Origin of the sequence: Spiroplasma endosymbiont of Polydrusus pterygomalis (genome assembly GCF_964030825.1) — a bacterium.
Taxonomy (GTDB): domain Bacteria; phylum Bacillota_I; class Bacilli_A; order Mycoplasmatales; family VBWQ01; genus Spiroplasma_E.
The window spans coordinates 51151-70289 of sequence record NZ_OZ034964.1; the positions used below are offsets into that span (position 1 = coordinate 51151).

Here is a 19139-nt window from a genome sequence, read left to right on the forward strand (position 1 = left end):
AAAAGGTTTCAACAATATGAATGAAGATTTTGTAAAAGAAATATATAAATATTCAAATCAAGATTGTTTAAAAAAAATAAAGGTTATTAGTCCAAAATATTTAAACAATAATATTAAGTATATTCATGTAGCAGGAACAAATGGTAAGGGTTCAGTATCACGCTTAATTCATGCTGTATTATTACAAACTTTAAAACAAAAAATTGGTTTATTTACTTCCCCTCATATTGCAGTTATTAATGAAAGAATTATTGTTAATGATAAAATGATTAGTGATCAGGATTTAATACGTATTAAAAATTTAATTGTTGATGATATTGAATATTATCGTTTAGGATTTTTTGCAATTTTAACTTTAATTGCATTAATTTATTTTCAAGAACAAAATGTGCAATGAGCAATAATTGAAGTTGGAATTGGTGGAAAAATTGATCCAACAAATGTTATTGATGCAACATATGCTATTATTACTTCAATTGGTAGAGATCATCAAGATCGACTTGGTAAAACTACATCTGAAATATTACAACAAAAATTAGGAATAGTAAAAGCAACAACGAAAAATCTTTTTATTACGGGTAATTTAAGTCATAAGTTAAAACAACAAATTAATATCAATGATTATTATGTCATATATTCACCAAAATTAATCAATAAACCTTATTATCAAGAAAATAAAAAATTAGTGCTAACAGTAATTACTAAAGCATTTCCAGAAATTAATACTAAAGATGCATTAAAAATTATTAATGAAACTAATGTTAAATTACGATTTGAAAAATATCAAATTAATGATAAAATTATTTATTTTGATGCAGCTCATAATATTGATGGTATTAAAGCATTAGTTAAAACATTAAAAATTAATAAAATTATTCCCCAACAAATCATATTTTCTTGTTTGAAAAATAAATATCCAAAAGATTTGATTAATTGTTTAAAAAAAGTTTCAAATAATATTATTATTTGTACTAATAGCAATAATAATAGTATTAGTGGTGAGATTTTTGATTACCAAAAAATGATTGCAGATACTGCAAGTAAAATAATTTTAATTACGGGTTCTTGTTATTTTTTAGCAGATGTTTATAATTATTTAAGGAGAAATAATATTATTAATGTTAAAAGGTGGTTATTAAATAATGAACATATTACTAGTAAATGCAATTAGTGGAATAACAATTTTAATTATTTTTTTATTAATTATGATTTTTGATAAAGATAGTAAAAAAAAGATAAAACAAGTTAAATTTATCTGTTTAAGTGGAATTTTAGTAGCATTAGCATTTTCTTTAAATACAACAGGTGGTTTTATTTTGAAAACAATTTTACCTTATAAAATTTTTGAAATTAAACTTGGTAGTTTTATTTTAGTTTTAACAAGTTTTTTTTGTGGTGGATTATTAGGTTTTATTAGTGGCTTTGCTAGTGATTTTTTAGGATTATTATTTATTAGCGAGGGAACACCATGTTTATTTTTTACTCTTACTAGCATTTTATGAACTATTTTACCTTACTATTTAGTATTGAATTTTAGTAAAATTTATTATAGTAAAAAAACAATTTATTGATATTTAGCAATCGCTTATGCTATTACTTCTTTAATTATTAGTGGTAGTGATCCTTTTATTTTAAAAATATTATATAATTTACCATTACCTTTATGATCAATGTATTTACCAAGAATTATAAAATTTCCTATTGATTTAATAGTTAATGTTTTTTTAATTATTAGTTGCTACTTATCATTAAGAAAAACTTTAAATTTAGAAAATCAATTTAAAAGAAATTATTTTGCTACAGATCCACAATCTTTACAGTATAATAAAATATATAATAATTAAAATTATTAAGGGGTAATTAGATGATTAAAATTTATGATAGTTTTTTACAAACAATACAACCACTTGCCCCAAATAAAGAAAAAATTAATATGTATTTATGTGGTCCGACTGTTTATAATTATATTCATGTTGGCAATGTTCGTGGTATCCTTGTTTTTGATGTTTTACATCGTTTGTTAATTCATCAAAAATATAAAATAAATTATGTTCATAATATTACTGATATTGATGATAAAATTATTAAAAAAGCTGCTGAATTAAAAATAGCAGAACAAGAAGTTGCTACAAAATATACAATAGCTTATGTAAAAGATTTAGAAAAATTAAATATTATTTTGCCAACAAAATTACCAAAGGTAAGTGATTATATTCCAAAAATTATTGAATTTATTAATAGTTTAATTAGTAAAAATTATGCATATATTACTAATGGTGATGTTTATTTTAAAGTTAGTAAATTAAAAGATTATGGTGCGTTAGCACATAAAAATATTGAAGATTTAATACTTAATTTTAGAGTTAGTAGTCTGGCTAATAAAGAAAATGCTTTGGATTTTGCTTTGTGAAAATCAACAACAGTAGGTATTAATTGAAACAGTCCTTGAGGGAAAGGACGTCCTGGTTGACATACTGAATGTGCTTGTTTTATTGAAAAAATATTTAATGGTCAAACCATTGATTTACATGGTGGTGGTATTGATTTAAAGTTTCCTCATCATGAAAATGAACGTGCTCAGTTTATGGCAATTAATAATAAAGAAATGGCAAATATTTGATGACATAATGGTCATGTTAATATTGCCAATACAAAAATGTCAAAATCTTTAAATAATTTTATTTTAGTTAAGGAATTTTGTCAGCAATATCATTCAAATGTATTGCGCTACTTAATATTAAATCGTGATCATCAACAGCCAATTAATTTTAATAAAGAAACAATTGAAAATGGAATAGCATCAGTAAAAAAGTATGAAAATGTTTTAAAACAATGCACATATCAAATATTCATTAATAATATTATTGTTGAATATCATCATCATGTCAATTATTATCATCAAGTTATTAAAAACTTATCAAATAATATTGATACAACTAATACTATTACGTTACTTGAAAATATGATTAAAAAACTTAATGAAGCAATTATTAAGAAAACTTTTAGCAAAGAGTTTCAAGAGATTTTTTATACTTTTACTTTCACGTTAAACATATTAGGATTTGACTTTAAATTTGGTGATTATTCTAAAGAAGTTAAAAGTAAAATTAAAATGTGAGAACAATTAAAACAGCAAAAAAACTATGAAGAAGCTGATAAGATACGTCAAGAATTAAAAGACTTGAATATTATTTAAAGGAGTAAAATTATGCCATTACAATATATTTATGGTTATCATTCTGTTATTGCTGCCATGTCATCATCATCATTAGTAAAAATAAAAAAAGTATTATTAGTTGAAGATAAGTATCAAGAAATAAAAAAAGAATTAAAAAAATTAAATATAAGTTACGAAATTATTACTTTGCAAGCAATGAATAATTTATTAGGAACTACTAAACATCAAAATATTGTTGCTAACGTTAAAGAATATCAATATTTTTCTTTTGATGAGTTAGTTACTAGTAATTCAATGTCTAAGTTTTTAAGATTTTTAATTTTAGATCGTATTTCTGATCCACATAATTTTGGTTCAATGTTAAGAATCGCAGTTGGTAATAATTTTGATGGTGTCATTGTTTTAAGTCGTAATCAATCAGAAATAAATGGTGTAGTTGCAAAAGCTGCAGCTGGTGCTTTAAGTATTATTCCAATTTGTCAAGTTAATAACTTAACTTTAACAATTAATAATTTACAAGAAAAATATAAATTTTGAATTTTAGCAGCAGCTAAAACACCGAAAGCAGTAGATTACTTCACTGTTGATTGTAGTAGTAATTTAGCATTAATTATTGGTAATGAAGGTGAAGGGATAAGCCCGAAGTTATTAAAACATACTGATTATATTGTACAAATACCAATAAGTCCAAAAATAGAATCATTTAATGCTAGTGTTGCTTGTGGCATTATTGCTAACTATATTTATCTTGAAACATTAAAAATATCATAGTTTTATATATAATTTTGTATTTACATTTTTGTTATAATCTTTTGTTTTTTGTCTGGTAAAGTTGGGTATGAATAATTATGTTCATTTTTTAATTAATTGTCTATATTTTTTGTTGGGTAATTAAACGATTATTTAGCTTTTTGCAGTTATATTTATTAGCATTTATTTCTTTTATTTTTTTATTAATAAATGTATTTTTATTTTGTTTTCCAAAAGTAAAAATTTTAATTATTAAATTTTTAAATTTACTTATTTTTTCTAATTCTTCTATCTTATTTTTTGTTATAAATTTGATTTTAAAAAATCAATTTTTGCTTTTAATTTTGTAATTTCTAAAAAAGATATTAATTTACAATTATTATTTTTACTTAATTTTGTTAATTCTTCATTTTTTCTCGATTAAATTTTTTAAATTTTGTAATGTTGCATTTTCAATATAAAAGAAAATTAAAATGTTTACATTAATATTTTTTATGTTTAAATAAAATTTTTAAAATATCCAACTATTTTGCATTTCTCTTCAAAATAAAAACCCATTTACTTTAAAATCAAGCAATCAGTTAAAAACTTATGTTAAGTTTATAAACAATTATATATTAATATATTAAAATAAAATACTAATATATTATATTTTTAAATAAGTATTTAATTATTAATTGATAATTAGGTTATTATTAAAAATATTTAGGAGGTTTTAATTTATGAATGATAATGAATTAGTATATTTGTATTGTATTGAAAATAATGAAATTGCTTTTAATTTCTTATATAAAAAATATGAATTAAAAAATCAATTTTTTTTACGAAAAGTTATTAAAAAATTTTTTGCTATTCCTTTGGAAGTAAATGATCTAAAATCAACTTTTTATTTTCTTTTTTTAGAAACTATTTTTAAATTTCAAGAAAGAAAAAATAAATCATTTCAAAATTTTTTGTATTGTGAAATAAAATGAGGAATATTTGCTTATGTTAAAAAATTTTTAAATAATAATCATAAAATTATTAATTGTGCATTAAAATATAATGATTATTTATATAGCAGAAATGTTCATGAAACTACTTGATTTTTTTTAGAAGATATTATTAATATTGCTAATCTTACAATTACTGAAAATAAAGTTTTAAAATTAAAACAGCAAGGATATCAAATTCGTGAAATTATGAAAAAATTAAATATAACTTATAAACAAGTTGATAATGCTTGAACACGAGTAAAATTAAAGTTAAAAAATAGTTATAAAAACTATACTTAGTAAAAAATACTATGATAAAATTGAACTAATAATAAAGTTTATATTTTAATTTATAATTTTTGTTGTTATAGTATTTATATTTGGGTGTTTTTACTTTATAGTGATTTTGATGATTATAAAGTTTTTTATTAAGTATTTATGTGGAGGAAATAATGTATAAAATTAGTATTAATCAAAATGAATAGCATTACATGTTAATCGAATTATTGAAGAAAAATTTTTAGAAAAAGTTAATAAGAAAAAGTGCTTATTAAATAAGGTAACAAAAAATGATTTTGATCTTAGTTTTAATTTAGTAAAAAATATTGATAATTATAGATTATCAAAAAAGATAACAGTTGTTATTAATGCTAATAATGATAGTGAAGTTATTACTGGTCAACTAAATATTCCCTTTAATGTTGAAGCTAGTTGAACAATAAAATCATTAGTTGCTATTAAATCAGTATTAACAAATGATGAAAATATAACTAATCAAGTAATAACTGTCGTTAATGATACTAATGTTAGTAAAGCAGATATTGATAATCAGATTACTTCATGTATTAGCAAAAAAATAAATAAATTTGGTCAAGAAACATGACATCAAGTTTTTACTGAACAAGATTATGTTATTAGTGACAATGCTAGTGCTGGAAATTATCAACAAGCAAAAATAATAGTGGTAACAATTATTGGCAAAAATCAATTGCAAGACACTATTGAATTACAAATATATATTCGATGTCATAATCAAAATGCTAACGAAAAAATTTTTAAAAATATTAATTTTAATGTTAATAGTTTAAATCCTATTACTTTATATCCAAATGTGCTACCAACAGGTGTTACATATTCAATTACTTTTAAAAATGGTTCTAATTCACTTACTTCATTATTATTTAAGACAGCGATTAAAGATTTAAATGATTTTTCTTTAGTTGATAATGTTAGTTTAGCAATCAATATTGATTTAAAACTTGATGGTGATAATTATCAAATTAATTATCAACAAGCAATTGAGCCTAATGTCATAAAAAAAATAAATAATATTGTATTAGTAAGTGATTCTGAACAAAATGGTGAATATCAACATTTAAAAAATATTGGTATCATTATTAAATATAATGATAATCAAGAATATAAAATAATTAAAATGATCGATATTAATATTAAAAATAATAGTTTAACCTTTATTAATTTTAGTTCTCTTGTTAAAATAACTTCATGACGTTAAATTAAATTATTTTTGAAGTTATAACTAAGAAAAACATAGGTGATAAGGATGGATACACCATTAGCAATTTTATTAAGACCGACTACTATTACTAATATAATTGGTCAAAGTCATTTATTGAATAACAATAATGGAATTATTAATCGAATATTAAGTCAAAAATTTTTAACATCATTAATATTTTATGGTAATCCAGGAGTTGGCAAAACTACTATTGCTCAAGCGTTAGCTAATGATTTACAGTATCAATTTGGTATCTTTAATGCTGCAATTGATAAAAAAGAAGATTTAGAAAAGTTAATTAAAATAGCAGAAAATAATAAACCTTATATAATTATTATTGAAGAAATACAACGTATGAATCGTGATCGTCAAGATATATTATTACAATATTTAGAATATGGTAATTTTATATTAATTGCTTGTACTACTGAAAATCCCTACTTTGTAGTTAATCCAGCATTACGCAGTAGATGTTTAGTATTAGAATTAAAACCAATTAGTAATGAGGAAATGTTTGTTGGTTTAAAAAAAATAATTACTAATAATTCATTATTTAATTTCAAACTTACTGATGAAATTTTACAATTAATATGCAGTTTAGCAACTGGTGATTTTCGTGTAGCAATTAATATTTTAGAAATATTAATGAAATTATATCCTAATGAAGTAATAAATGTTGATATCATTAATGCAATTATGCCACAAGCAAATAGTTGAAATGCTAAAGCAGGAAACGAACATCATGATTTAAAATCAGCATTACAAAAATCAATTAGAGGTAGTGATGCTAATGCTGCTTTATATTATTTAGCAAGGTTATTAGCAAGTGGTGACCATGAAGCTTTATTAAGAAGAATCTTAGTTATTGTTTATGAAGATATTGGACTTGCTAATCCTGCTTTAGGAATTAGAGTGAAAACTGCTGTTGATACTTTTCGTCAAGTTGGTATGCCTGAAGGTTTAATTCCACTTGGTTTAGTAGTTATTGAGATGGCACTTAGCGAAAAATCAAATAGTGCTAATTTAGCAGTGCAAAAAGCATATAGTGATGTTTTACAAGGTAAAATATATCCAATCCCTGATTATTTAAAAAATAATTGATCTAAAACATTAAATAAGCAAGTAGCTAAAGGAAAATTATATAAATTTCCCCATGATTATGATAATGATTATGTACAACAACAATATTTACCAACAAAATTAAAAAATATTAAATATTATCAACCAAAACTCCATAATATTTATGAAAAAAAACTAAATGAAATTTATAGTAAATTTACTAAAAAATAAAATTATGAGGTGCAAAACAAAATGTTAAAAAATAAATATTTATGGTTGTTGTTTGGTTTAATATTAGCAATAAGTAATATTATTGCTGTTACAAGTAGTATTAATAATTTAACAATTATTAGTAATCTGCAACAAAATAAAAAAAATAAAATTGATTCAATAGTTACTAATACTACATATGGTAGTTTAAGTAATGGTACTATTCTTAGTAGTCAAGATAACAATGGAACATATCATCTTTTTGATATTAAAAATATTATTAATAATTCAAAATTAAAACCTTATGCAAAATATATTAATATTACTAATAATAAATTAAGTTATAATCCTGATGATATTAGCAAGGAGATTGTTGATGAATTTAATAAAGAAATTGCTATTATTAATTATAATGAACAGCAATTAACAAGTACTAATGACTTACAAATTTTTCAAAAACAAAATTTAAGCAAAATATCAACAACAGTTTATAAATCACATAAAAAATCTGATAAAAAGTTGACATTTATTCAATTTGGTGGTGCTAATCTTCATGTACCTTTAGAAGGTACAGAGGGAATTGTTGATAAAATTACTAATTATAATGATTTAAGCGAAACATTAGCAATATATTATATTGCTAAATCACATGCAAAAAATAGTAGAACAATTTGTTTAGATTTTGTTAAACAGTTTATTAGTAAAAGTAGTCTAAAAAATAGTAAAAATATTAATGATAAAATTTTTGAAAATATTTTAAATAATATAATTGATAGTAAAAATTTAGAAGCTATTATTAATGGTTATCCTATAAAAAATGATAGTAAAAATATAAGTATTAGATATTTGTTAGATGACCATAATATTATTAGTGTTGGATACTATCAATATGATATTAGTGATTTGGATACTATTAATAATTTAATATTTTCTTATAATTTTCCAAAAGATGGAGCGCGATTTATCGAATATGATTCAAAAATAACTTCACTTTTAAAATGAAGTGATTATACTGATTCTTGAACTAATTTTATTTTTTTATATCCAATAATTTTTGCTGGTGTTAGCGATAATATTATTTATACTGTTATGGGGAATACAACAATTGTTAAAAGTGATAAGCTAAATTTTAGTACAAAAAAAATTGAAGTTAAAGATAATTAATTACCAATATGAAAGGTAATAAAACAACCTCCTCCTGGCCATAAATCGCAAGGATTAGTTATTTACATATTTATTTGACATGATGAAAATATTATATATCAGCAAATTAAAAGTACTTCGATATCTAGATGTTTTGATGTGGGACCATCTTTTTCAATAAATATTAATAAATGAACAATTAGTAATATATTAAAGTAATTAGTTAAGCATTTTAAAAAAATTACTAATTTATCAATAAAACTAAAAATTTGATTTACTTATTTTAATTATGAAAGGAATTAAAAAAATGAAAAAAGAAGAAACTTGACAAGAGGTACAATGGGCAATAAAAAATCTACATGGTCCAATTAGAGCTGGAGCATTAGTTGCACAAAATTGAACTAATATTACTGCAAACGTATTATTAGTGGCAGCAGGACTTAAATCTGCTACTAGAAACAATAGTGTTGAAAAACGTTATCAATTAATTAAAAGTGGAGTAACTGATATTTTATATGCAACATTTGGTGCTTGAATTATTTGACAAGCATATAATTTAAATGAGACTAGTGGTAGTACCACTATAAGTCCAGCCACAACTACTGAAGGAAATTTACCTACCTTTCCCCCTTAATAGGGGAATAAATTATCAAATTGTTGCTGATCAACTTACAGAAAATATTATCAGTAATGAATTAACTCCAGAAATGATTACTATTGCTTTAAGTAAAGTACTTTTTGCTACAAACGGATTAGTTAAATTAGTTAGTGGTTTATCGGCTTTTGATCTGTATAAGGTACAAAAAGTGACAAAAATTATTGAATATTTAAAATCACTTACTACTTTTACAACGGCAGGTTTTAATTTTAAAGACAGTAATTTTAAGGGAGGTAGTTTAATGTTAATTTCAGCAATTATTGATATTAGTGATATCTATTTACCTACAATAATAAGAAAAACTAATGGTATTAATAATTGTGAAGAAAAAATTATTATTAAAATTTTTAATAAAAGAGAAGAACATATTTCAAAATTCTTTCCTTTATATAAAGGTATTTTAAGTAATAAGGATCTAGGTGAAATATATAAGTTTTTAGAAAATAATGATTAAAATCAATTTGAATTAAAGCATTCAAATAATGCAGTTGCTACTTTTTTTAAACTTGGAGAAATAAAAGATTGACGATCAACGTTAACAAAGTTTAAAGAGTGAATAGATAATTATACTCCTGAAGATAAAAAAGTAGAAATAGTAATGGTGGAATTTGATAATAATCAAGAACAATTAAAACTAAAAATACCTGATTATGATTTTGCACCAGAATTTGTTGAAAATACTAATAATGGTATCTCAGAAATTATTATTGGTGATTCACAATCATTAATATCATCAAATAGTAGTATTTAAAAAATTCTTATTTTATCATAATGTTTTTTTTAAAAAAACATTATTTTTATTTATTATTTTAATTTTTCTTGTACAATTATTTTAGAAATGCAAAAATTTAAAGAAAGATTTAAAATTTAACTTTATTTTTAAAATAAAAAAATATTTTAAAATTGACACTTATTTTAAATAATAATATAATTAAAAATGGTTAAGTTTTCTAGGTGAATTTAATGAGCGAAAAAATAATTTTAATTTGTAGTGTTTGCTTAAATCGCAATTATCATACATACAAAAATAAAATTAAGTATAAAGAACGTATGGAATTAAAAAAATATTGTGAACATTGTCAAAAACATACTTTACATAAAGAATCACGTTAGGAGATATTTTTCATGAGTACCGAAGATAAAACAAAAGAGAAACCAAAAATTAATCCCGAAAAACTGGCTCTTTTAAAAAGTAAATTTAATATTTTGCGTAGAATTAAACCATTAAAAACAAAAAAAAATATTGATGGAAAAGTAATTTTTAACCCACGAACAGCGGATAAAAATAAAAAAGTTAATATTAGTGAAATTTGGGAAAAAGAACGCCGCGATCGTAGTTCTGAAGAACGTTTTTATTATAAAAAAGAAGCAAGAACTTATCGTAAATATTTTTTCTTGTATTTATCAAGAGAAATTAGAAGAACTCGTTGAACACCAAGAAAACAATTAAATAATAAATTTATTACAACAGTGATATTTATTGCTGTGTTAGCATTATTCTTTTATGGAATTGAGCAGTTGTTGTTACTTGTATTACCTTTATTAAAAATAATGTAAAATGGAGATGCCAAAAAAATGAAAAAAGAAACCCTTAAAACGATGCCAGTAGAAGAAACACATAAACATCGAATTGAACAAGCACAATGATATATTGTTAATTGCAATAAAGGTCATGAAGATAAAGTGGCTGCCGATTTAAGAAATAAAATTGAGAAAAAATTAAATTTGAAAGATAATATTTTTCAAGTTAGGGTTGTTAAAGAAACAATAACAGATAAAGATAAAAAAATAGTTGAAAAAAATATTTTTCCAGGTTATATTTTTATTCATATGATTTTAACTGAAGACACTTGATATGATATTCGTAATACAGCAGGTATTAATGGATTTATTGGATCTAGTGGTAAAGGTGTGCCCCCAACTCCATTGTCTACTAAAGAAGTTAATGAAATGTTATATCGTAATGTTAAAAATCAATTACAATCTAAAGTTAAAGAAACAAAAAAAATTATTCGTGATTTTGAATTAAATGATTTTGTTCATATTACCTCTGGTGCTTTGCAAAACAGAGAGGGACAAGTTGTTAAGTTAGATGAGGATAAGGGTGTAGCAACAGTTTCTGTTGATATGTTTGGTCGTCAAACTGAAATTAAAGTAGAATATGATAGTTGTAAAAAAATTAAAGTTTAAGTAACTAAGTTATATAAATAATTAGTTACTTATAAAAAGTTTGTATTTTTAACAATTGAGTTTATTAAAAAAATTAATAAACTCAATTTAATTTTTAAAAACTAAATCAATAAAATATTTATTTATTATTAATATTTCTTATTTGATTAACGTAATTAAATCAAACTAATAAGTTTTATAAAATCATGAATAATATTTAAATATCATTAAATTATAATTGACTACTAATAGTAATAATGTTATTATTTGTAAGTACTATTTATCTAGATAAATAGACTTTATTTATGTTTAAACTTGTGGAAGATTTATTCGTTTGGACCACAGTGAGAATCCATTTAGAAGGAGTTGCTCATGGCAGATAAAAAAAATATTAATCGTGAAGGTATTATTCAATTACCCGCTGGTAGTGCCAAGCCAGGTGCTAGTTTAGCATCATTTGGTATTGATATGCCACGTTTTTGTAGAGAATTTAACGATAAAACTAAAGACCAAAAAGATGATGTTAATCCAGTTCCAATTCCAGTTTTTATTACAGCATATAAAGATAAAACTTTTGATTTTAAGATAAAAACTCCACCAACAACATTTCTTTTAAAAAGAGCATTGAAGCTTGCAAAAGGTTCACCAAATGCTAAATTAACAAAAGTAGGAACACTTACTATTACTCAAATTACAGAAATTGCCCAAATTAAATTACCTGATTTGAATGCTTATTCTTTGGAAGATGCAATTAAAATTATTGCAGGAACAGCTAAAAATATGGGTATTACTGTTGAAAATGGAAAGCAAGGTATTTAATATGAAAAGAAGTAAAAGATATCTTGCAGTTGCAAAATTAATTGACAACACTAAGGTTTATTCAATTGATCGTGCTTTAGAATTAGCTAAACAAACTTCATCATTAAAATTTGATGCAACAGTTGAAGCAGCATTTCGTTTAAATCTTGACCCAAGACATGCTGATCAAATGTTACGTGGCTCTATTATTTTACCAGCAGGAACTGGTAAAACACAACGTGTTTTAGTAATAACTACGACAAAACAAAAAGAAGCAATGGAAAGCCAAGCTGACTTTGTTGGCGGTAAAGAAATGATTGAAAAAATTCAAAAAGGTTGATTTAATTTTGATGTAATCATTGCAACACCGGAAATGATGGGAGAATTGGGAAAAATTGGTAGAATTTTAGGACCAAAAGGATTAATGCCGACAGCAAAACTAGGAACGGTAACAATCGATGTTCAAAAAGCAATAGCTGATATCCGTAAGGGGAAAGTTGAATATCGCGTTGATAAACAAGGTAATATTCATGTTATTCTTGGTAAAGTCTCATTTACACAAGAAAACTTAAAAGATAATTATCTTACAATCCTTAATACTTTGAGAAAAGTTAAACCAGCAGCAGTTAAAGGTACTTATATTAAAAATATAAGTATTACTACAGCTATGGGTCCTGGCATTAAAGTACTAATTGAAGAATAATAAAAATATTTAAAAATCATCAGTAATTTTTACTAGTGATTTTTTCTATTTTTATTCACTAATTTATTATTAATTTAAAATATTTTACGCTATAATTTACTTATTGTGTTAGTACCAATTGGCATACCATTTTGGTAAAACAATAATGAAGAGTAAAGGAGAAACCTTAATGAAAAATCTTATAAATAATTTTAAGAAACAAAATTGAGGAATAAAAATTGGTTTTGCATCACTGGTAATTAGTATTTTTTGCTTAGTCTTAGGACTAATTTTAATCGCAACAGCTAATTTTAAAGACTCACTTGGTAATACCTCACAATATGCAGGTAATGGTTTTCATGCTATTAATGTATGAGGATTTAATGCTTTTTTAAATAAAGCTGCTTATAATCAAATGGTGTTAGATGCTTATAGTGCTAAGTTGTTATCTTATCCTTTTGCTCAAGTATTAATTGGAATTATATTTACAGTAATTTTAACGGCTATATTCTTTGGAGTTAGTGTTTTATCTTTAATATTTGGTTATTTTAAACGCTGATTATATTCTTAATTAGTAAGTGTTAAGTATGGATAAAAATATAAAATATAAAAAAGTTACATCTTGAGATTGAAAACAAAAACTAGGATTATTTTTGTACATTTTAGTAGTACTTTTAATAATCATTAGTTTAGTATTATTAGCAACCGCTAGTTTTAATGATAATTATAACAATTTTTTTGGTAATGGTTTTTGAAGTTTAAAACATTATGGTATCACTAATTTGTTTGTTAATTGAAATCAATTTGATATCAATGCTGCTAAAAATGCTGATGTTTCTCATCCCTTTTTGCAAGTTTATTTTGCTATTGTTTTTTTAGTGATTATTACACCAATATCTTTTATTCTTGCTACTATTTTATTAGTTAGAGGATGATGAAAGTCAAGAATTTAATATATAAAAGCTTTTTAATAATTTTATTTATAGTAACATTTAATATTATTCATTAGAAAAAGGCCTTGGGATTCTAATGAAAATTATTAGTAATCATTTTGCTTTGATAAAAGTTACTACTATTATTTTAGTAATAATAACTTTAGCATTTACTATTTATTTGCAAATTTATTAGTAAAATTAGTTAATATAATGACTTTAATCAAGATATCATTTCGAGAAGGTGGTTTTCAATTAATGCTTGGGTTATTAGTTTTTTAGTTAATCTTAATTATCAATGTTGAATAAATTGACAAAAAATGAAAAATAAACTAAGTTATGCAGTCTTTAGTTTTTCTTTATTACCATTACTAGTTGTTGAATGATTTTTTATTTTCCATTAATTTATTAAGATATATTAGCAATTTTACAAGTGTTATTTTTATTTATATTTGATATTGATGATAGTAAAACTATTAATTTTTTATTTTATGGTGTTACTTTTGAGCGCATAAAATATTCGGTTGATGGATAATTTTCCAAAAACTAAGAAAAAGATAGATATAAAATTCTATCTTTTTTAATTAGGTTAAAATTATCGTTAACCTTGCTTAGTTTAAGAAAATAACAGTAAAAACAACCAATTAAATTAAATACTACATGGGATTTCTCTATTTTTCGCTAACAATTTTAAGATATTAAAGTTTTATTAAAATATTATTGCCTTGCTAAAAATTTAGTTTTTTATTATATAATTATATCGTAAAAATAATTAAATATTTATCAGTAAAATTACTAACAAGGTAAAACTAGTTAGCATTAAATATCATTGCTTTAATTAGTGAGTTTGAAAGTTAGGAAAAGATATTATGACAACACATGAAAAACAAAATGTCCAACAACAACAACTATTTTCTAAATTATGAGATATTTCTAATACGCTACGGGGAACAATGGAACCATCCGAATATAAAGAGTATATCTTAGGATTAATATTTTATCGTTATTTATCAGATAATGTCCAATCGATAATAGCAAAAGATTTAACAATGGAAGGGATTGATTATTATACTGCTTTAACTAATGAAAAATATCGCAATGATTTTTTAGGAGTTTTATATGATAATGATAGTGCTGGATATTATATTGAACCAGAATATTTATGACAAGCAATAATTAAAAAAATTAATAGTGGAAAATTTGATATCTTCATCTTAAGAAAAGCGTTTAATAAATTAATTGAATCAACAGTTGGTCATGCATCAGCAAAAGAATTTGAAAATTTATTTGATTCTGTTGATTTAGATTCTAGTAAATTGGGAAAAACAGAAACCGAGAAAAGTAACATCATTGCTAAAGTAATGTTAAAAATTAATGAAATTAATTTTGAAATTAACGACGCAGAAATTGATATTTTAGGTGATGCCTATGAATATTTAATTAGTAAATTTGCTTCTGAATCAGTAAAAGCAGCAGGTGAATTTTATACACCACAACCTGTTTCTAAATTATTAGCTAAATTAGTTAGTCAAGGAAAAACGGAAATTAAAACGGTTTATGATCCAACATGTGGTTCGGGTTCATTACTATTAAGAGTATATAAAGAATTAAAAATTGGTCATTTATATGGCCAAAAATTAAAAACCAATTCATATAATATCGCAAGAATGAATATGATGTTACATGGTTTAAAGTATAATAAATTTGATATTTATCATGGTGATACATTAGAAGATGATGGTTTTAAAGGACAAGAATTTGAAATAATTGTTGCCAATCCACCATATAGTTCTCATTGATCGGCAAATCAAAAATTTTTAAGCGATGAAAGATTTAGTGCTTATGGCAAATTAGCACCAAAAACAAAAGCTGATTTTGCTTTTATTCAAAATATGATTTATAAATTAGCAGCTAATGGTGTCATGGCCGTTGTTATTCCACATGGAATTTTGTTTAGAGGTAATGCTGAATTAATTATTAGAAAATATATGATTGCCAAAAATTGAATTGATACTATTATTAGTTTACCAGCTAATATGTTTTATGGGACATCAATTCCAACTTGTATTATTGTAATGAAAAAATGGAAAAGTGATAATGCCATTTTGTTTATTGATGCTTCGAAAGAATTTGCCAAGCAAAGAAATAAAAATACTTTAACTGATGAAAATATTATTAAAATTATTAATGTTTTTAATAACAGAAAAACTATTGCTAAATTTTCTAATTTAGTTGCGATCGAAATAATTAAAGCAAATGATTATAACTTAAATATTGCTCGTTATATTGATAATACAGCAGAAAAAGAAATCATTAATATTGAAGAATTAGAAGAGAAATTAATTACTAATGAACAAGCAACGCAAAAATTAAATGAAGAATTTAAGTTACTGGTAAAAGCGTTGGTGATTAATAATGAATAAATTTCTGGTGCCAAAAATTAGATTTAAAGGATTTAATGATGAATGAAAAAAATATAAAATTAATGAAATTTATAAATTAAAAAGAGGATGCGTTATAAGTAAAGAAATACTTTCTAAAAATAAAGAAGCTAATTTTTTTCTTGTATATTCATCTCAAACATCAAATAATGGAATAATGGGTTGAACTAATAGTTATCTTTTTGAAAAAAATAAAATTATTTGAACAACTGACGGTGCTAATGCTGGTACTATTAGATTTGTGAATGAAAAATTTTATGCATCTAATGTTTGCGGAGTTTTGATTGGTAAAAAAGATCATTATAATAATTATTCATTTGCTATTTCAATTAATTTAGAAGCAAAAAAACATGTAAATAAAAATGGAAATCCAAAGTTAATGAATAATATTATGGGAAATATTAATTTTTATAATTCAAAATCAAAAAATGAACAAACAAAAGTGGCACAATTTTTTACTATTATTGATAAAAAAATTGAATTAGTTAAAGAACAGTTAAGTTTATTAGCAAAACAAAAACAATATTACTTAAATAATATGTTTGCTAATGAAAAAGGTTATCCCAAAATTAGATTTAAAGGATTTAATGATGAATGAGAAAGTAAAAAAATAGGAGAAATATTAAAAATTAAGCATGGTAAAAATCAAAGTAAAATTGAAATAGATAATGGAAAATATCCTATTTTAGGTACTGGTGGTATTATAGGAAAAACAAATACTCCTATATATCAATATGAATCTGTTCTTATTGGAAGAAAGGGTACAATTGATAAGCCACAATTTATGGATTCACCATTTTGAACAGTCGATACATTATTTTATTCGATAATAAAATCGAATGCATATCCTCGTTTTATATATTACTTATTTCAAACAATTAATTGAAAAAAATATAATGAATCAACTGGTGTTCCAAGTTTAACATCTTTTATAATTGAAAATATTGAGATTTTTACTTCACTTAATTACAAGGAGCAAAATTTAATTGGACAATTTTTTAGTATCATTGATAGGAAAATTGAATTAGTTAAAGAACAATTAAGTTTATTAGCAAAACAAAAACAATATTACTTAAATAATATGTTTATTTAATTTATGGTTTCTATCTGATTTTTACATACAAATAAAAGTTTTACATAATTTAACAAAATAATGTAATCTAAACAAGTATTTTTTAATAGCAACCGTTTTTAATTTTATGATATGATTTAGTTAATTAAAAAAGATAATCTTGTTTTTTTCTTAGAGATTCTATTTTAATAGATAAATATTTATTAGGATAAGATATTATCAACCGAATAATTTATGCCATCGTTACTTTTTTATGTTAATGTTTCTCATATTGTTTTGTACTTTTCTTTTAAAACAATATATAAAGTTATTCAAATTTAAAATATTTGCGATAAAGGAAAAACAAGTAGCACTTAATTAAATAATTTATTAATATTAATTATCAATAATTGTTATTTTTACTAATTTTATTATCAATCATTTTAAATATGAGGGTGATAGCAATTGATGAGCAAAAGTAAGTTGATAGTACTATTTATGTTAAAATTAGTATTACTAACAATATTAAAAAGAGTAATAAACAATGTTAATTTTAATTATTAACTTCTAAAAACGAATTGATAAAAAGTTCATACATTATTTAAAATATATGAAGTAATTAGATTTGATAAAGATTCTAAACAGGTTTTAAAACTATTTATTAATTCAAAAATAATTTTATATATGATAAATCTACTTCTTTTTTATAAAGAGTTTGAATAAAAATTTTATTATTAAATAATATAAAATTAAGATTATTAATAACTTCTTTATTTTCTAAAATAACTAAAAGTTCATTATTTTGCTCATAAAACTTAAATCTATAATTATATTCTTTTAATAGTTTTATAGTAATTAAAATATTACTAGTAATTAAAACTCAAACCTTATTAATATCAAAAGTTTTTATTGAACCATCATAAAGTAATTTTCCTAATTCCATAATAGTAAAATTATCGATGATATCTTTAACTTCATTAATCATATGAGTAGTTAAAAGAATAGTTTTTCCTTGTGATTTTAAATCTTTTAAAATAGTATTAAATTGTTTACGTGATTCTGAATCTAAATTAGCTCCTGGCTCATCTAAAATTATTAGATCTGGATTATTAATTAATGCATGAATTATCATAATACGATTTTTCATTCCTGAAGAAAAAGAATTTAATTTTTTATTACGATGTTTTCATAAATTAAATATTATTAAATACTTTTTTATATTTTGATTTAAAATTTCATCACTAATGATTGTTGCTCGTCCTAATATTTTTAAAAAAATAAAAGCTGTTAAATCGTGAGGAAAATTTTCTAAGTTTAAAGAAAATCCTAAACTGCTTTTTGCTTTTGCACTGCCAGCTTTATAATTATTAATAGTAATCATACCATTATAATTATTGGCGGATATTGCACCAATAATTGATCTTAATAAAACAGATTTACCACTCCCAGATTGGCCAACTAATGCGTGAATAGTTCCTTTATAAACTTTAAAACTAATATTGTTAATATTAAAATTTTTTAATTTAATACTATAATCTTGCACATTAATCATAATATTATTATCCATTTCTGCCA

Annotated in this window: 22 protein-coding genes; 20 read left to right on the forward strand and 2 right to left on the reverse strand. The window is 22.8% G+C overall.

The window, feature by feature from the left end; all coding sequences use genetic code 4:
- The first annotated feature begins 16 nt into the window (after positions 1-16).
- The 5 genes from ACQH25_RS00240 (at position 17) to ACQH25_RS00260 (ending at position 5202) form a co-directional block, all read left to right on the forward strand.
- Entirely contained in the window at positions 17-1171 is a 1155-nt protein-coding gene (locus tag ACQH25_RS00240) for a bifunctional folylpolyglutamate synthase/dihydrofolate synthase (RefSeq protein ID WP_425381301.1), read from the forward strand.
- A complete protein-coding gene (locus ACQH25_RS00245) occupies positions 1143-1844 on the forward strand; it encodes a folate family ECF transporter S component (protein WP_425381302.1) in 702 nt (233 codons plus the stop codon). The genes ACQH25_RS00240 and ACQH25_RS00245 overlap by 29 nt, the downstream gene beginning before the upstream one ends.
- 20 nt (positions 1845-1864) lie before the next feature.
- On the forward strand, positions 1865-3196 hold the full coding sequence (cysS, locus tag ACQH25_RS00250) for a cysteine--tRNA ligase (RefSeq protein WP_425381303.1): 1332 nt from the start codon (positions 1865-1867) through the stop codon (positions 3194-3196).
- Positions 3197-3208: 12 nt separating this feature from the next.
- The gene (rlmB, locus tag ACQH25_RS00255) at positions 3209-3949 is read left to right on the forward strand and encodes a 23S rRNA (guanosine(2251)-2'-O)-methyltransferase RlmB (protein ID WP_425381304.1); all 741 of its coding nucleotides are present in this window, start codon (positions 3209-3211) and stop codon (positions 3947-3949) included.
- 701 nt (positions 3950-4650) lie between these two features.
- Positions 4651-5202, forward strand: a complete 552-nt coding sequence (locus tag ACQH25_RS00260) for a hypothetical protein (RefSeq protein ID WP_425381305.1) — start codon at positions 4651-4653, stop codon at positions 5200-5202.
- Positions 5203-5514: 312 nt separating this feature from the next.
- On the opposite strand, the gene ACQH25_RS00265 is transcribed toward ACQH25_RS00260, so the two are convergent.
- Positions 5515-5754: a hypothetical protein gene (locus ACQH25_RS00265; RefSeq protein WP_425381306.1), complete on the reverse strand. Its 240-nt coding sequence runs from the start codon at positions 5752-5754 to the stop codon at positions 5515-5517.
- Positions 5755-5863: 109 nt separating this feature from the next.
- Between ACQH25_RS00265 and ACQH25_RS00270 the strand changes: the two genes are divergently transcribed.
- From ACQH25_RS00270 to ACQH25_RS00340, 15 genes are all read left to right on the forward strand, one after another.
- A complete protein-coding gene (locus ACQH25_RS00270) occupies positions 5864-6418 on the forward strand; it encodes a hypothetical protein (protein ID WP_425381307.1) in 555 nt (184 codons plus the stop codon).
- Positions 6419-6466: 48 nt separating this feature from the next.
- The gene (locus ACQH25_RS00275) at positions 6467-7711 is read left to right on the forward strand and encodes a replication-associated recombination protein A (RefSeq protein WP_425381308.1); all 1245 of its coding nucleotides are present in this window, start codon (positions 6467-6469) and stop codon (positions 7709-7711) included.
- A 21-nt stretch (positions 7712-7732) separates the two neighbouring features.
- On the forward strand, positions 7733-8854 hold the full coding sequence (locus ACQH25_RS00280; RefSeq protein WP_425381309.1) for a hypothetical protein: 1122 nt from the start codon (positions 7733-7735) through the stop codon (positions 8852-8854).
- 286 nt (positions 8855-9140) lie between these two features.
- Positions 9141-9467 (forward strand): hypothetical protein, encoded by a 327-nt coding sequence (locus ACQH25_RS00285; RefSeq protein ID WP_425381310.1) that lies wholly within the window; start codon positions 9141-9143, stop codon positions 9465-9467.
- 73 nt (positions 9468-9540) lie between these two features.
- Positions 9541-9945, forward strand: a complete 405-nt coding sequence (locus ACQH25_RS00290; RefSeq protein ID WP_425381311.1) for a hypothetical protein — start codon at positions 9541-9543, stop codon at positions 9943-9945.
- 144 nt (positions 9946-10089) lie between these two features.
- A complete protein-coding gene (locus ACQH25_RS00295; RefSeq protein ID WP_425381312.1) occupies positions 10090-10242 on the forward strand; it encodes a hypothetical protein in 153 nt (50 codons plus the stop codon).
- 212 nt (positions 10243-10454) lie between these two features.
- Positions 10455-10604, forward strand: a complete 150-nt coding sequence (gene rpmG / locus ACQH25_RS00300; protein ID WP_425381313.1) for a 50S ribosomal protein L33 — start codon at positions 10455-10457, stop codon at positions 10602-10604.
- Between the two features lie 12 nt (positions 10605-10616).
- On the forward strand, positions 10617-11048 hold the full coding sequence (gene secE / locus ACQH25_RS00305; RefSeq protein ID WP_425381314.1) for a preprotein translocase subunit SecE: 432 nt from the start codon (positions 10617-10619) through the stop codon (positions 11046-11048).
- Between the two features lie 18 nt (positions 11049-11066).
- Entirely contained in the window at positions 11067-11681 is a 615-nt protein-coding gene (gene nusG / locus ACQH25_RS00310) for a transcription termination/antitermination protein NusG (protein ID WP_425381315.1), read from the forward strand.
- Positions 11682-12032: 351 nt separating this feature from the next.
- Positions 12033-12479 carry a 50S ribosomal protein L11 gene (gene rplK / locus ACQH25_RS00315; protein ID WP_425381316.1) on the forward strand — a complete coding sequence of 149 codons (447 nt, stop codon included), beginning with the start codon at positions 12033-12035 and terminating at the stop codon, positions 12477-12479.
- Between the two features lies 1 nt (position 12480).
- Entirely contained in the window at positions 12481-13161 is a 681-nt protein-coding gene (rplA, locus tag ACQH25_RS00320; protein WP_425381827.1) for a 50S ribosomal protein L1, read from the forward strand.
- 169 nt (positions 13162-13330) lie between these two features.
- Complete coding sequence (locus tag ACQH25_RS00325; RefSeq protein WP_425381317.1) at positions 13331-13711, forward strand: hypothetical protein; 381 nt, start codon at positions 13331-13333, stop codon at positions 13709-13711.
- A gap of 16 nt (positions 13712-13727) precedes the next feature.
- On the forward strand, positions 13728-14093 hold the full coding sequence (locus ACQH25_RS00330) for a hypothetical protein (protein ID WP_425381318.1): 366 nt from the start codon (positions 13728-13730) through the stop codon (positions 14091-14093).
- An 848-nt stretch (positions 14094-14941) separates the two neighbouring features.
- Entirely contained in the window at positions 14942-16495 is a 1554-nt protein-coding gene (locus tag ACQH25_RS00335; protein ID WP_425381319.1) for a type I restriction-modification system subunit M, read from the forward strand.
- Positions 16488-17606, forward strand: coding sequence for a restriction endonuclease subunit S (locus ACQH25_RS00340; RefSeq protein WP_425381320.1), 1119 nt, complete (start codon positions 16488-16490; stop codon positions 17604-17606). The genes ACQH25_RS00335 and ACQH25_RS00340 overlap by 8 nt, the downstream gene beginning before the upstream one ends.
- A gap of 619 nt (positions 17607-18225) precedes the next feature.
- Here the strand turns inward: ACQH25_RS00340 and ACQH25_RS00345 are convergent.
- Positions 18226-19131 (reverse strand): ATP-binding cassette domain-containing protein, encoded by a 906-nt coding sequence (locus ACQH25_RS00345; RefSeq protein ID WP_425381321.1) that lies wholly within the window; start codon positions 19129-19131, stop codon positions 18226-18228.
- Positions 19132-19139 lie beyond the last annotated feature (8 nt).